Genomic DNA, 13,051 nt, shown 5'->3' with positions numbered 1-13,051 from the left:
ACAATTCAAGTGCCTCGGACCCTAGGCCCGAGGCACCCAAATTGCAAACACTGGATCAATACGTAGGGGTTGAATAAGGCGAATTTACTGCCTGATCTCAATTGATGCCGGTCAGCTGGATCGCGAACGTGAGGTTTTTGCCAGCAAGCGGATGGTTTGCATCCAGCACAACGTTTTCGTCATCAAACGACACGACCACAACACTCATCACCTGGCCGTCCGCAGTCTGGCCTTGCAACTGCATTCCGACTTCCAGTGGAACATTTTCCGGGATCTGCGTCCGCGGCACGGTTTGTTGGGCATCCGGATTGTGTGGCCCGTACGCATCTTCGGCTGCGATCGTAACGGTTTTTTCATCACCGACCTTCATACCCGGTATCTCGCGGTCGAGCCCTGTAATGATCTGGCCGGAACCAACGGTGAATTCGAGTGGCTCGCGGCCTTCTGAACTGTCGAAAACGGAACCGTCGTCCAGAGTTCCCTTGTAGTGAAGTTGCACCGTATCGCCTTGTTTGGCTTCGGTCATGAGGCGTATCGCAATTCTGTCTTGGGGTGGGTTTCGAGGCCGCAGTTTGCTGCAGGTGCTCGTTTCTCGCTGTTCAGCCTACTGTACTGAGCAATAAAACGAAACCCGCTATCCCGGGCAAAGACCCAGGGGCGGCTTGGATTGTCTAAGTTCTTATCAGGCTATTCATTTTGCTGACACTTGGCCGTGGAAGAGGACACGCGTCCTTTCCAATCCATTCTGCCTATCCGGCCAAGGAGGTTATTATGTCGAACCCGGTTTCATCTGGGCTGTCGCGCCGTTCATTTTTGAAAACTGGGGCTGTCGTTGCTGGCACGGCGCTTGTCCCGTCCATTGTTTCCTTCCGTGCCCATGCCAAGGCTGGGCCTGGTGAACTCGCCATGGTTCCAGCTCAGCCAAACCCGAACGGGGAATTCGAGCGCTTGTTTCTTTTGAAAGGCGATCCGCTTGCAGGGCCTATCGGTAAGATCGTGACCGAAGAGGGCAATCCTGTCCCGATGCCAACGCTTGAAGACGGCGAGCGGCGCGTGCTCCGGGTTCTTCACTTCAACGACATGCACAATCATCTGACAGAGATGCACGGCAAGCGCGGAGACACGCACCGGTTCTCGCAAATCGTGAAGATGGTCAAAGACATCCGCGGCGCGGCAAAAGAGGACGAGATCGTTCTTTTCGTGTCTGCCGGCGACGACCACACCGGTTCGATCTTTGATGAACTGATGGGGTGGGCCCCAGAGGAGTTTGTTGCCGATGCGGGTTACCGGGCGAATTCCGCTGCCGGTGTCGACATCGCCGTCCTTGGCAATCACGAGTTTGACCGGGGTGCGGAACTTCTGAAGTTGGGTATCGATACCGATGCCGACTTTCCCGTTCTGTCGGCCAACATTCATGGCTCCAGACACATTGCGCGTGACGAAGACTACGTGGCTGCGGCCATTGCTGAAGTAAAAGGCCTTCGTGTGGGTTTCATTGGTTTGACAACAGCGGTCGATACCCGCGTTGGCCAGCCGGCCGACCCGGATCTGGCGGTTGCCAGCCCGGTGGAGGCCGCGCGCAACCTGACCCCGGCACTGTCGGAAGTTTGTGATGTCATCGTTGTGTTGTCGCATTGCGGTTATGGCGGCGATCAACACAAGAGCGGTAAAGCTGCAACATCCCGCACAATCGGCGAAGGAGACTTTGCAATTGCGGATGCCGTTGGTCCGCTGACTGACAAGCCGGTGGTCCTGATTGGCGGTCATTCCCACACAACGCTGAACGAGAGTGGCATCAACACCGACAATGTTGTCAACGGCGTCCTGATCACCCAGGCCAATGCCCATGGCAAGTTTCTGGGCGATGTCGCCATGTCGATCGCAGCGGATCAGGGGCGCAAAGGCTGGTTCACATCCGTCGGTTTGCACCCGACCAAGAAGCGCGACCAGCGTGTGGCGGCAAACGATCCAAAGTTTGCATCTTTGGAACGGCCGGAGGACTATGATCAGGCGTTTGAAGAAGCGCATATCGCCCCGATGATCAAGGCGCTCGATACCAAACTGGCGGAAGTCATTGGACGGGTGTCTGACGATAAGGGCCTGACCTCGGAAGAAACGTTTGCTGACCGCTATGTTGGTGAAGTCGCGCTTGCGAACTACATGAACGATGCGCTGGTTGAGGCGTCCAAGGCCTTCCCTGGTGGCCCGGTGGATCTTGCAATCTTTAATGCAACCGGATTGTCAGCCGGCATCGCCGAGGGCGATCTGACCTTCAGAGGCTGGTATGACGTCATGCCGTATGCGGATGCGGTGCATGTTGCGACCATGACCGGCGCTCAGCTGAAGGAAATGCTCAACAACAATGCCAAGCGTCTTCTGCGCCCTGAAGAAGCGGAAAACGTTGATATGAAGGGCTTTGTGTCGCGCGGCTTCCTGCATTTCTCTAAGGATCTGCGCTACAAGATCGCACTTGGAGCGACGGCAGCGGATGCGCGGGCTGTTGATATCACGGTCCAGGGCAAGCCATTGGATGAGCAGTTGGACAAAACCTTCCGGGTCGCTTTCAACACCTATATCGCTCTGGGCGCCTTCGGTGAAACCTGGAACGGCAAGCCGATCGGTGCGGATGTTCCGGGCGATATTGCGAGCTTTGACGTGCGTCAGCTGCCGTTTGAGCACACCGGCCTCGTTTACCGGAACGAAGTGATCTCCCACATTCGCAAGACTGGAACCGTTGGCCCGGAGACCGGCGCAAAGAAGGATGGTCGTCTGACGATCGTTCAATGATCCATTTTGGTGAGGCGTGTCTTTAGCTGATCATACGAACGAAAACAAAAAGCCCGGCATCGCTGCCGGGCTTTCGCGTTTTAGCTTCTGGGAAAGAAGCAGGAAACTTAGTCGTCACCCTGCTGCTTCAAAGCAGCACCCAGGATGTCGCCGAGGGACGCGCCGGAGTCGGAAGAACCGTACTGCGCGACAGCTTCCTTCTCTTCTGCGATTTCCAGCGCCTTGATAGAGGCGGAAACGCGGCGGGTCTTCTTGTCGAACTGCGTGATGCGTGCATCGAACTTGTCGCCGACAGAGAATTTCTCCGGACGCTGCTCGTCCCGGTCACGGGAAAGGTCAGCACGGCGAACGAATGCAGTCAGGTCGCTGTCTGCGATTTTCACATCCAGGCCACCGTCTTTGATCTCGATGACTTCACAGGTGACAATCGAGTTCTTGCGGATTTCGCCAGCAGCACCGGATTCCATCGGGTCGCCAGAGAGCTGCTTGATGCCGAGAGAGATGCGCTCTTTCTCAACGTCAACGTCAAGAACGATGGCCTTGACCATGTCGCCCTTTTTGTACTCTTCGATGACCTGCTCGCCCGGACGGTTCCAGTCCAGATCGGACAGGTGAACCATGCCGTCAACGTCGCCGTCGAGACCGATGAAGAGACCGAATTCGGTCTTGTTCTTCACTTCGCCTTCAACTTCGGTGTTGATCGGGAACTGCTCAGCGAACGCATCCCACGGGTTCTGTAGGGTTTGCTTGAGGCCGAGAGAGATGCGGCGCTTGACCGGATCGACTTCCAGGATCATCACTTCGACTTCCTGAGAAGTGGAAACGATCTTGCCCGGATGGACGTTCTTCTTGGTCCAGGACATTTCGGAAACGTGGATCAGGCCTTCGATGCCCGGCTCCAGTTCGACAAATGCACCGTAGTCGGTGATGTTGGTCACGCGGCCGTTGAACTTGGCTTCGATCGGGTACTTCGCTTCGATGCCATCCCACGGATCAGCTTCAAGCTGCTTCATGCCAAGGCTGATGCGGTGTGTGTCCTGGTTGACGCGGATGATCTGAACCTTAACGGTCTGACCAATCGTGAGGACTTCGGACGGATGGTTGATGCGGCGCCACGCAATGTCGGTGACGTGCAGCAGGCCATCGATGCCGCCGAGATCGACGAACGCACCGTAGTCGGTGATGTTCTTGACGACACCCTCGACTGTGTGACCTTCTTCCAGGCTCTGGACCAGTTCCGAACGCTGCTCGGCGCGGGTTTCTTCCAGCACGACACGGCGGGACACAACGATGTTGCCGCGGCGCTTGTCCATCTTCAGGATCTGGAACGGCTGCGGTGTGTGCATCAGCGGAGTGACGTCGCGAACCGGACGGATGTCCACTTGCGAACGCGGCAGGAAGGCAACAGCGCCATCCAGATCGACGGTGAAGCCGCCTTTGACCTGGTTGAAGATCTGGCCGTTGACTTTTTCGTTGGCTTCGAAAGCCACTTCCAGGCGAACCCAGCTCTCTTCGCGGCGCGCTTTTTCGCGCGACAGAACAGCTTCACCGAGGGCGTTTTCGACACGCTCCAGGTAAACTTCGACTTCGTCGCCGACGTTCATTTCGCCATCACGGCCTTTGGCACCGAATTCCTTCAGCGGCACGCGGCCTTCAACTTTCAGACCAACGTCAATAACGGCCAGGTCTTTTTCGATAGCGACGACGGTGCCTTTGACAACCGCACCTTCGTAGAGGTCGTTCTGGACGAAGGACTCTTCGAGAAGAGCCGCAAAGTCTTCCATGGAGGGATTAAAATCAGACATAGATACTCCTAGCGCCTTTTGGCGCGCCGCCGGCGGGTTGGTGTTGCACTCCGGAGCTTCTGCCTCCCGGAACCGACGTTTCGTCTGGTTCTGCCGCTTTAATCAAGCGGGCCGGCGGGGCGAGAAACAGAAAATCCGGTCTCGTCTCAGGCCACACGCGTGTCCTGCCGAAGAATTGTGTCCATTTCTGAACAAAGGGCCCTGAGGGCGGGTTCCGGCCAAGATGCGCAAAAAGGGGCGCACTCTGGAGTGAGCCCCGCACCATTTGATGCCTATGCAGCTTTGGAAACGATGTCCACTGCCGCCTGGAACGCTGCTTCTATATCCATTTCCGTCGTATCAAGCAAGACCGCATCGTCCGCTTGTTTCATCGGAGCTACGGTTCTTTGGCTGTCCCGTTCGTCGCGGCGCTTCAGATCGTCCAGGACTGAGGCATAATTTGCCTCATTGCCTTTGGAGATCATTTCGTGTGTCCGGCGCCGCGCCCTTGCTTCCGGGCTGGCCGTGACAAACAGCTTTACGGTTGCATTTGGGCAGACGACCGTGCCGATATCCCGACCGTCCAGAACGGCCCCCGGAGGAGTTTCGGCAAACTTGCGCTGCAGGTTGACCAACTCCTCCCGCAAGCCACCGAGGACGGCTATCCGGGATGCTGCTTCGCCGATTTCATGAGCGGACAGAACCGACTTGTCCATCTGAGCAAGATCGAGATGTTGCGCGATTTCAATCGCAACACTCTCATCCCCCAGAGGCAACCCCTTCGCCAAGAGTGCGGCAGCCACGGCCCGGTACGTCAGGCCCGTATCCAGATGGCGCAGCTCGAAATGTTCGGCGAGCCGCCGTGCAAGGGTGCCCTTTCCTGAGGCGGCCGGACCGTCGATTGCAATAATCATGCGGCCTCACTCGAGTTTGCAGAGATCTTTGCGCCAAGCTCTTCAAACAACGACGTGAAGGTCGGGAAACTGGTCGCAATCACCGCGCCGTCATCCACCGTCACAGGTTTATGTGCTGCAATACCGAGGATCAGGAACGACATGGCGATCCGGTGGTCAAGATGGGTTACAACCGTACCTCCGCCGATATCGGAAGCACCGCCAGTGACAGTCAAAGTGTCTTCGGTTTCAACGCAAGGTATGCCGTTGGCCTCCAAGCCACGGGCAACAGCGGCCAGACGGTCGGATTCCTTTACACGCAGCTCCTCAAGACCCAGCATGAAGGTGTCGCCTTCAGCAAACGCAGCAGCAATTGCCAAAACCGGATACTCATCGATCATGGACGGTGCGCGTTTGGCAGGAACTGTAATTCCCTTCAGCAGGCTGTGCTTGACGCGGATATCGGCGACCTCTTCGCCGCCAGCGCTGCGCTTGTTGAGGAGCTCGATATCACCGCCCATTTCGATCAGCGTTGTGATGATGCCGGTGCGGTGTTCATTCAGCATGACATTCTCGATCGTGACATCAGAGCCCGGTACGATCAAAGCGGCAACAATCGGGAATGCGGCGGATGACGGATCAGCCGGAACATCGATGTCCTGTGGCTTCAGTTCCGGCTGCCCGGTGAGCTTGATTACCCGCTCTCCGGCTTCATTCAAAGACACGGAAATGTCTGCGCCGAAGCCTTTCAGCATTTTTTCCGTGTGATCCCGTGTTGCAATCGGTTCAATGACCGTTGTGACGCCTGGCGCATTGAGACCGGCTAGAAGCACAGCGGATTTCACCTGAGCTGAAGGCATTGGAACGCGGTATGTAATCGGCAGAGCTTGTTCCGCACCGCGGATCGAGGCTGGGAGGCGATCGCCATCGCGGGCAATTACGTTCGTCCCCATCTCACGCAGCGGATCAAGAACACGCCCCATCGGACGTTTTGAGAGAGACGCATCGCCAACAAAGGTCGCTGCAATGTTGTGGCTTCCGAAAATGCCCATCGTCAGGCGCACGCCAGTCCCGGCATTGCCGAAATCAATAACGCCTTCTGGCTCCATAAGGCTGCCGAGACCGATCCCGTCGACGGTGTAGGAGCCGTCGTCCTGTTTTTCGATCTTGGCACCGACGGCCCGCATGGCATCGGCGGTGGCAAGGACGTCTTCAGATTCCAACAGGCCTTGAACGGTGGTGCGGCCAACGGCAAGGGCACCAAACATCAAGGACCGGTGAGAGATGGATTTGTCGCCAGGCACGCGAATGGTGCCTTTCAGCGGGCTGCCTGCCGCTGAAGTGAGCGGAACAGGTGCGGAAGTGTGTGACATTATGTTTGTCCGCAAGCTTGTTAGGTTGTCAAAAGGTGCCACGTCCTATCACGCAAGGGCGGCGGCGTCATCCATTAGCGCCAGACAACAATCCTTTATGTGTATTGATGCAGTGAGCCTGCTTGAAATTTGCCACGCATCGTGCAGAAAAGTGGAACCGAAAAGAAAAAACGGCGATTTGGCTTTGACATCGGCCCTGAGTTAGCGTTAAGGGCGGCGAACTCAAATTTCCAAATCGACCATCCAAGCTATGAAGGGTGAGCACAGTGGCAAAACCTGAACTTGGCACAAAGCGGCTGTGCCCGGGCTGCGGCGCCAAATATTACGATCTTAACCGCGATCCTATTACCTGCCCGAAATGCGGGACGATCTTCGAGGCTGTAATGACCTCTCGCGCGGCGAAAGCCGCCAAGGTTGAAGAAAAGCCGGAAGATGATGAAGACGAAGACGATGCAGCGGCTCCGGAAATCGTAACGCTGGAAGAAGCCGACGCGGAAGCCGAAGGCGGCGATGATGATGTGCCGGACATCGATGGCGATGATGTTGAACTTGATGATGACGACAGCGCCGATGATGACGTCTTTATTGATGAAGACGATGAAGACGATGAAGCTGTTCCGGGTATCCGGGTTGAAGTAGACGACGACCCTGATCGTTAAGTGACTGGCCGGGAAGTGTTTTTTGCGCTCCCGGCCTTTTCCACAAGGGCAGGCTGAAATCATTCAAATTTCCGCTTGATCTTGCCAGGAGGTGCGACTATGTTCCGCCTCCATCAGCCGGAGCGATCCCAACGTTTCCGGACATAAATGGGGCCTTAGCTCAGCTGGGAGAGCGCTTCGCTGGCAGCGAAGAGGTCAGGGGTTCGATTCCCCTAGGCTCCACCATCTTCTCTTCCATATGATACTACTTGACCCCGTTGAACGGTTGCTTCTGAAGCGAAGTGGCTTATATCGCGGCGCAAGATGATTGCGCTGTTACTATCTTCTTTTCTTGCTGCAACGTTTTTTCCGGCTCAATCGGAGTTGGGGCTCGTCTATCTGGTGACCAACTACCCGGAAGACCTGGTGGCTCTGATTGCAGTTGCCAGTGTTGGTAACACCCTTGGATCGGTTGTGAATTGGGCCATCGGTCTGGGACTGATCCGGTTTGCCCGTCCCGCAGAGCATTCCGGGAAGGCGTCGAAATGGTATGCCAAAGCGCAGCACTGGTATGAGAAGTATGGCTACTGGAGTTTGTTGATCAGTTGGGCGCCTCTTGTTGGAGACCCGGTGACGCTCGTCGCTGGTGTGTTCAGGGAGCCCCTGTGGCGATTCTTTTTGTTGGTGGCGATAGCGAAAACGGTCCGGTACATCGTGGTTGCCGCGATTGCTCTTCAGTTCATCTGATCGTCTGATGGCGATTGAAATCAAACTCTTTGTGATGTCGGTTGATTCAGTCGTTTGCCAGCAAATAAATCAGCAGTCCCTGCAACAGTAGCGTGGTTGCTCAACAGCGGGCTGTTGAGATCGCAATTGTTTCGAAGCCCCTAATTAAGGTCTTCGGCAATCTACGTATAACTCCCTATATTTGCGCAGAAAATCTGACGGCTTGAAACGGCGAGACCTCTGCGGGGAGCCGCCGCTTTCCATTACTACGCCATGAGGCGTGGTTTTTGATCAATACAACCGAAAGCTTAGGCGTCGCAAGAATTGTCGTTTCTGAGCACTTCCCTCTTGCAGCAGGTCTCAAGCCGTCGTTTAATGTTCATATGAGCGTCATATAACGTTCATATGAAAACAATACGAAACGCAGGCGTTATCCTTTTGGCGTTGAAGAAGCCGTCAGCGCCATGACAAACCAACTGCTGATCAGGGCGGCCAGCCCTGCTAGATGGGAGCAAACAATATGGCTTACCGTAAGACAGTCGCCAGCCTCGTAGCTGCTGCGGCCCTTCTGGGTACCTCTTCCGCGTCGTACGCGGCGACCGAAATCTCCTGGTGGTTTGCCCATGGCGGCCATCTCGGTGAAGTGGTCAACCAAATCGGTGAAAACTACAACGCTTCTCAGGATGCTTGTCAGATCACTCCGGTCTTCAAGGGCACTTATGAAGAGACCTTGACCTCCGGCATCGCCGCGTTCCGCGCAGGTGAGCAGCCGAACATCCTGCAGGTGTTCGATGCTGGTGCAGCAACGATCATCGGCGCTAAGGGTGCTGTCGTTCCGGCACAGGACATCCTGGAAAACGCCGGTGTTGAGTTCAACAGCGAAGACTACATCGAAGGCGTCCGTAACTTCTACGCAGACAGCGAAGGCAAGATGATCGGCATGCCGTTCAACTCGTCCACGCCGATCCTGTACGTGAACGAAGAAGCTCTCGAAAAAGCCGGTGTTGAAGCTCCGAAGACTTGGGAAGAATTCCAGGAAATCGCACCGAAGCTGAAAGAAGCTGGCTACGTGCCGCTCGCTCAGTCTCACCTGCCGTGGATCTTCACAGAGAACTTCAAGTCCCGCCATAACCTGCAGTTCGCAACGAACAACAACGGTTTTGATGGTGCTGAAGGCACTCAACTGGTGTTCGGTGAGCCGATCAAGAACCACTTCACAGCTGTCAAAGGCTGGCTCGACGATGGTCTGTTCGGTTACTACGGCACAGGCTGGGGCGACAACCAGACACCGTTCAACGAAGGCAAAGTCGCCATGTGGCTCGGTTCTTCGGGCTCCTTCGGTGGTATCCAGAAGACCGTTGAGTTCCCGTTCTCCGCGACATACCTGCCTTACTGGGATGCAGTTGAAGGCGCAGGCACCGGCACGTTCATCGGCGGCGGCGCTCTGTTCGCAATGGCCGGCAAGCCGGAAGAAGAAAACAAGTGTGTTGCTTCCTTCTTCGAGTACCTGACTTCACCGGAAGTCCAGTACATGTGGCACCGTGAAACCGGTTATGTGCCGATCACCAATGCCGCATACGACCTCGCCAAGAAAGACGGTCACTACGACCGCAACCCGGCCGCTGAAGTTGGTATTAAGCAGCTGACCCTCCCAGGTGGTGAGTGGACTAAAGGCTACCGTATGGGCTTCTACGTCCAGATCCGCGACATCATGAACCGCGAATACGGCAAGATCCTCGCCGGTGAAACGACTGTTGAAGACGCCTTCAAGAACATTGAAGCCGACGGCAACAAGCTTCTTGAGCGTTTCGCCAAGACCACCAGCAACTAAGGCTGACGAAACTATGCGGGGACGCAGAACACGCGTCCCCGTTCTTTAGGGCTGATGGCGGGTCGACAGATTTCTGGAGACCCGCTTTCTCCGTTGCGGTGACGTGATGAAAAAAGTTCAATTTCAGACTGGATGGGTTCCCTACATGCTGCTTTTACCGCAGCTGGTAATCGTAACAGTCTTCTTCCTCTGGCCGGCCGCAGAAGCCGTGCAGTCTTCCTTCTATCTGGAAGACCCCTTTGGCTTCGGCGCAACATTTGTCGGCTTCGACAATTTCGTCGATACCGTAACCTCAACGGATTATGGCCGTGTGGCGCGTTTCACGGCTGTCTTTACCTTCTTTGTAACCTTCCTCTCCCTCGGAATCGCGTTGCTTCTAGCCGTGAAGGCCGACAAGGTCTTGCGGGGAGGCTCCTCGTATAAGACGCTTCTGATGTGGGTGTACGCGGTTGCGCCTCCGGTTGCGGGTCTGATCGGCGTGATGCTGTTCGACCAGCACGTGGGACCGATCGTGGAGTTTTTTGCGCTTTTCGGTTGGGAAATGCAGATCGGGGTCGACTACTTCGACACGAGCTTCGCCATGACCGTAACAGCGGTCTGGAAACAGGTTCCGGTCAACTTCATCTTCTTCCTATCTGGCCTTCAAGGCATTTCCAAGTCGGTCCAAGAGGCTGCCAGCATTGACTGCCGGTCCAGTTTCCGCCGGTTCTGGACCGTCACGTTCCCGCTGCTCGCGCCGACCGGTTTCTTCCTGTTGATCATCAACATCACCTACGCGTTCTTCGACACGTTCGGTATCGTCGACATCATTGTGAAACAGGAGCCGGGCAACAACCCTGTAACCCTCGTCTACAAGGTCTTCCTTGATGGTTTCCGGGGCAATGACCTTGGCGGGTCGTCCGCGCAGTCGGTCATTCTGATGGTGCTGGTTTTCATACTTACCGTTGTTCAGTTCAGGCTGATCGAGCGCCGCGTTCACTACACCTGAGGGGCGAGAGATGAAAAAAGTTCAAATTCTGGATCACGTGATCCTGCTCTTGGGTGTCTTCTTCATGGTAACGCCCGTTGCGCTTGCATTCATGACCAGTACGCACGACGCAATCACCATTTACAAGGAAGGCATCCAGTTCCTTCCGGGTGACAAGTTCCTGGAGAACTACGAGACGGTTCTGTTCCGCGCCGGCGGGTTTACCAAGGAAGTCGACGGGTTTGTCATGCTGATGAACTCGATGATCCTTGGGTTCGGCTTTGCCATCGGCAAGATCATCATTTCGATGATCGCGGCCTATGCGATCGTATACTTCCGGTTTCCAATGGCAACTTTCTGCTTCTGGATCATTTTCGCGACGCTGCTGCTTCCTCTGGAAGTGCGCATCTTGCCGTCTTACGAGATCGTTCAGTCGCTGGGTCTGGTGAACACGTACACCGGCCTGATTGTTCCGTTGATCGCATCTGCGACTGGCACCTTCTTCTTCCGTCAGTTCTTCATGTCCGTCCCCGACGAGCTTTTGGAGGCGGCCCGGATCGATGGCGCAGGTCCCTGGAAGTTCTTCAAGGATATCCTTGTGCCGCTGTCACAAACAATGATCGCGGCCATCTTCATCATCATGTTCGTATATGGCTGGAACCAGTATCTCTGGCCGACCTTGATCACCACAGAGGAATCCCTGTTCACGCTGGTTCGCGGCATCAAACAGATCATGCAGGTCTGGGTTGGCGCTCAGATCCCGGCGCTGAATGAGGCGATGGCACTTGCCATCCTGGCCATCGTGCCGCCCGTTCTCATCGTGGTGATCTTCCAGAGCTGGTTCGTCAAAGGGCTCGTCGAGAGCGATAAGTGAGGTTTTAAATGTCAACGATTACTCTCGACACTGTCCGTAAGGTCTATGCGGGCAATGTGGAAGCGGTTAAGGGCGTTTCCATCGACATCGCCGATGGCGAGTTCATCGTGCTTGTCGGTCCGTCCGGCTGCGGCAAGTCTACCTTATTGCGCATGGTTGCCGGTCTTGAGGACATCACCACCGGTGAAATCAAGATCGGCGATCGGCTGGTCAACAATGTCGATCCGGCTGACCGTGACATTGCCATGGTGTTCCAGAACTATGCGCTCTATCCGCACATGTCGGTCTACAACAACCTTGCCTATGGCCTTAAGAACCGGGGTATGGACAAGGCGGAAATCGACCGCCGGGTAAAGGAAGCCGCACGGATCCTTGAGATCGGCGACTATCTGGATCGCAAGCCGCGGGCTCTGTCCGGCGGCCAGCGTCAGCGCGTGGCCATGGGCCGGGCGATCGTCCGCGAACCGGCCGCTTTCCTGTTTGACGAGCCGCTTTCCAATCTGGACGCCAAGTTGCGTGTCCAGATGCGTGTTGAAATCAAGCGTCTGCAGCGGTCGCTCGGCACCACCAGCGTCTATGTGACCCACGACCAGCTCGAAGCCATGACTTTGGCGGATCGGCTGGTGGTGTTGAACGGTGGCAACATCGAACAGATCGGAGCTCCGATCGACGTTTATGACAAGCCTGCGTCCACATTTGTGGCGAGCTTCATCGGCTCGCCCGCGATGAACCTCTTGGACGTTGCAGCAAACGGATCAGGTTTGGCCTTGAAAGCGGGTTCCGGTCTTTCGGGCGCGAACAACAAAGGCAAGGACGCCTACAAGATCGGTATCCGTCCGGAGCATCTCACCGTTGTAGAAGGTCCGCATTCCGGTGACGGCATTGGACTTGAAGTCAAAGTAAACGTGTTGGAGCCGGTTGGCGCCGAAAGCTATGTCTATGCGAGCTTCGAAGATGGCGGACCGGAAATCGTGATCCGCGTCTCCAGCCATGCGCGTCATGAACCGGGCGAGACCATGTATCTCGCGGCAGCTCCGGAAAACGTTCATTTCTTTGACGCTGAGACCGGCAAACGGATCGACTAAATCGAACCGTTTTTGAGGCAGGCGGCAATACGAGGGTCGGCCTGCCTCGAGTAAACCACCCCGAGCAATCGGGGTGGTTTTTTATTTGGCACT

Annotated in this window: 11 protein-coding genes and 1 tRNA gene; 8 read left to right on the top strand and 4 right to left on the bottom strand. The window is 55.9% G+C overall.

Annotated features, from left to right (window positions below; translation table 11 throughout):
- Positions 1–97: 97 nt before the first annotated feature.
- Positions 98–526 carry an FKBP-type peptidyl-prolyl cis-trans isomerase gene (locus ACQY4Z_RS10150; protein WP_428528917.1) on the bottom strand — a complete coding sequence of 143 codons (429 nt, stop codon included), beginning with the start codon at positions 524–526 and terminating at the stop codon, positions 98–100.
- Between the two features lie 245 nt (positions 527–771).
- Between ACQY4Z_RS10150 and ACQY4Z_RS10145 the strand changes: the two genes are divergently transcribed.
- The gene (locus ACQY4Z_RS10145; protein ID WP_428528915.1) at positions 772–2,787 is read left to right on the top strand and encodes a 5'-nucleotidase C-terminal domain-containing protein; all 2,016 of its coding nucleotides are present in this window, start codon (positions 772–774) and stop codon (positions 2,785–2,787) included.
- Between the two features lie 107 nt (positions 2,788–2,894).
- On the opposite strand, the gene rpsA is transcribed toward ACQY4Z_RS10145, so the two are convergent.
- The 3 genes from rpsA to aroA all read right to left on the bottom strand — a co-directional run bounded on the left by rpsA (position 2,895) and on the right by aroA (position 6,837).
- Positions 2,895–4,592 (bottom strand): 30S ribosomal protein S1, encoded by a 1,698-nt coding sequence (gene rpsA, locus ACQY4Z_RS10140; protein WP_209172203.1) that lies wholly within the window; start codon positions 4,590–4,592, stop codon positions 2,895–2,897.
- Positions 4,593–4,864: 272 nt separating this feature from the next.
- Positions 4,865–5,485 carry a (d)CMP kinase gene (cmk, locus tag ACQY4Z_RS10135; protein ID WP_428528913.1) on the bottom strand — a complete coding sequence of 207 codons (621 nt, stop codon included), beginning with the start codon at positions 5,483–5,485 and terminating at the stop codon, positions 4,865–4,867.
- Positions 5,482–6,837 (bottom strand): 3-phosphoshikimate 1-carboxyvinyltransferase, encoded by a 1,356-nt coding sequence (aroA, locus tag ACQY4Z_RS10130; protein ID WP_428528911.1) that lies wholly within the window; start codon positions 6,835–6,837, stop codon positions 5,482–5,484. Before aroA ends, cmk begins: the two co-directional genes overlap by 4 nt.
- 266 nt (positions 6,838–7,103) lie before the next feature.
- On the opposite strand from aroA, the gene ACQY4Z_RS10125 reads away from it, so the two are divergent.
- The 7 genes from ACQY4Z_RS10125 to ACQY4Z_RS10095 all read left to right on the top strand — a co-directional run bounded on the left by ACQY4Z_RS10125 (position 7,104) and on the right by ACQY4Z_RS10095 (position 12,958).
- Positions 7,104–7,496, top strand: coding sequence for a TIGR02300 family protein (locus ACQY4Z_RS10125; RefSeq protein WP_306148111.1), 393 nt, complete (start codon positions 7,104–7,106; stop codon positions 7,494–7,496).
- Between the two features lie 149 nt (positions 7,497–7,645).
- Positions 7,646–7,721, top strand: a tRNA-Ala gene (locus ACQY4Z_RS10120).
- A 78-nt stretch (positions 7,722–7,799) separates the two neighbouring features.
- Positions 7,800–8,222, top strand: a complete 423-nt coding sequence (locus ACQY4Z_RS10115; RefSeq protein WP_428528909.1) for a YqaA family protein — start codon at positions 7,800–7,802, stop codon at positions 8,220–8,222.
- A 499-nt stretch (positions 8,223–8,721) separates the two neighbouring features.
- The gene (locus ACQY4Z_RS10110; RefSeq protein WP_409685733.1) at positions 8,722–10,032 is read left to right on the top strand and encodes an extracellular solute-binding protein; all 1,311 of its coding nucleotides are present in this window, start codon (positions 8,722–8,724) and stop codon (positions 10,030–10,032) included.
- A gap of 106 nt (positions 10,033–10,138) precedes the next feature.
- Entirely contained in the window at positions 10,139–11,020 is an 882-nt protein-coding gene (locus ACQY4Z_RS10105) for an ABC transporter permease subunit (RefSeq protein WP_133949068.1), read from the top strand.
- 10 nt (positions 11,021–11,030) lie between these two features.
- The gene (ugpE, locus tag ACQY4Z_RS10100) at positions 11,031–11,873 is read left to right on the top strand and encodes a sn-glycerol-3-phosphate ABC transporter permease UgpE (RefSeq protein ID WP_428528906.1); all 843 of its coding nucleotides are present in this window, start codon (positions 11,031–11,033) and stop codon (positions 11,871–11,873) included.
- Between the two features lie 8 nt (positions 11,874–11,881).
- On the top strand, positions 11,882–12,958 hold the full coding sequence (locus tag ACQY4Z_RS10095; RefSeq protein WP_428528904.1) for a sn-glycerol-3-phosphate import ATP-binding protein UgpC: 1,077 nt from the start codon (positions 11,882–11,884) through the stop codon (positions 12,956–12,958).
- The last annotated feature ends 93 nt before the right edge of the window (positions 12,959–13,051 follow it).

The organism is Roseibium sp., assembly GCF_965276855.1.
Classification (GTDB): domain Bacteria; phylum Pseudomonadota; class Alphaproteobacteria; order Rhizobiales; family Stappiaceae; genus Roseibium.
The sequence above is the reverse complement of the archived record's forward strand: the minus strand, read 5'-3'. Positions and strand labels throughout refer to the sequence as shown.

What these genes read in the sequence shown, in the direction of transcription:
- ACQY4Z_RS10150 (WP_428528917.1), bottom strand. Translation starts at nt 526, where the DNA reads ATGACCGAAGCCAAACAAGGCGATACGGTGCAACTTCACTACAAGGGA.
- ACQY4Z_RS10145 (WP_428528915.1), top strand. Translation starts at nt 772, where the DNA reads ATGTCGAACCCGGTTTCATCTGGGCTGTCGCGCCGTTCATTTTTGAAA.
- rpsA (WP_209172203.1), bottom strand. Translation starts at nt 4,592, where the DNA reads ATGTCTGATTTTAATCCCTCCATGGAAGACTTTGCGGCTCTTCTCGAA.
- cmk (WP_428528913.1), bottom strand. Translation starts at nt 5,485, where the DNA reads ATGATTATTGCAATCGACGGTCCGGCCGCCTCAGGAAAGGGCACCCTT.
- aroA (WP_428528911.1), bottom strand. Translation starts at nt 6,837, where the DNA reads ATGTCACACACTTCCGCACCTGTTCCGCTCACTTCAGCGGCAGGCAGC.
- ACQY4Z_RS10115 (WP_428528909.1), top strand. Translation starts at nt 7,800, where the DNA reads ATGATTGCGCTGTTACTATCTTCTTTTCTTGCTGCAACGTTTTTTCCG.
- ACQY4Z_RS10110 (WP_409685733.1), top strand. Translation starts at nt 8,722, where the DNA reads ATGGCTTACCGTAAGACAGTCGCCAGCCTCGTAGCTGCTGCGGCCCTT.
- ACQY4Z_RS10105 (WP_133949068.1), top strand. Translation starts at nt 10,139, where the DNA reads ATGAAAAAAGTTCAATTTCAGACTGGATGGGTTCCCTACATGCTGCTT.
- ugpE (WP_428528906.1), top strand. Translation starts at nt 11,031, where the DNA reads ATGAAAAAAGTTCAAATTCTGGATCACGTGATCCTGCTCTTGGGTGTC.
- ACQY4Z_RS10095 (WP_428528904.1), top strand. Translation starts at nt 11,882, where the DNA reads ATGTCAACGATTACTCTCGACACTGTCCGTAAGGTCTATGCGGGCAAT.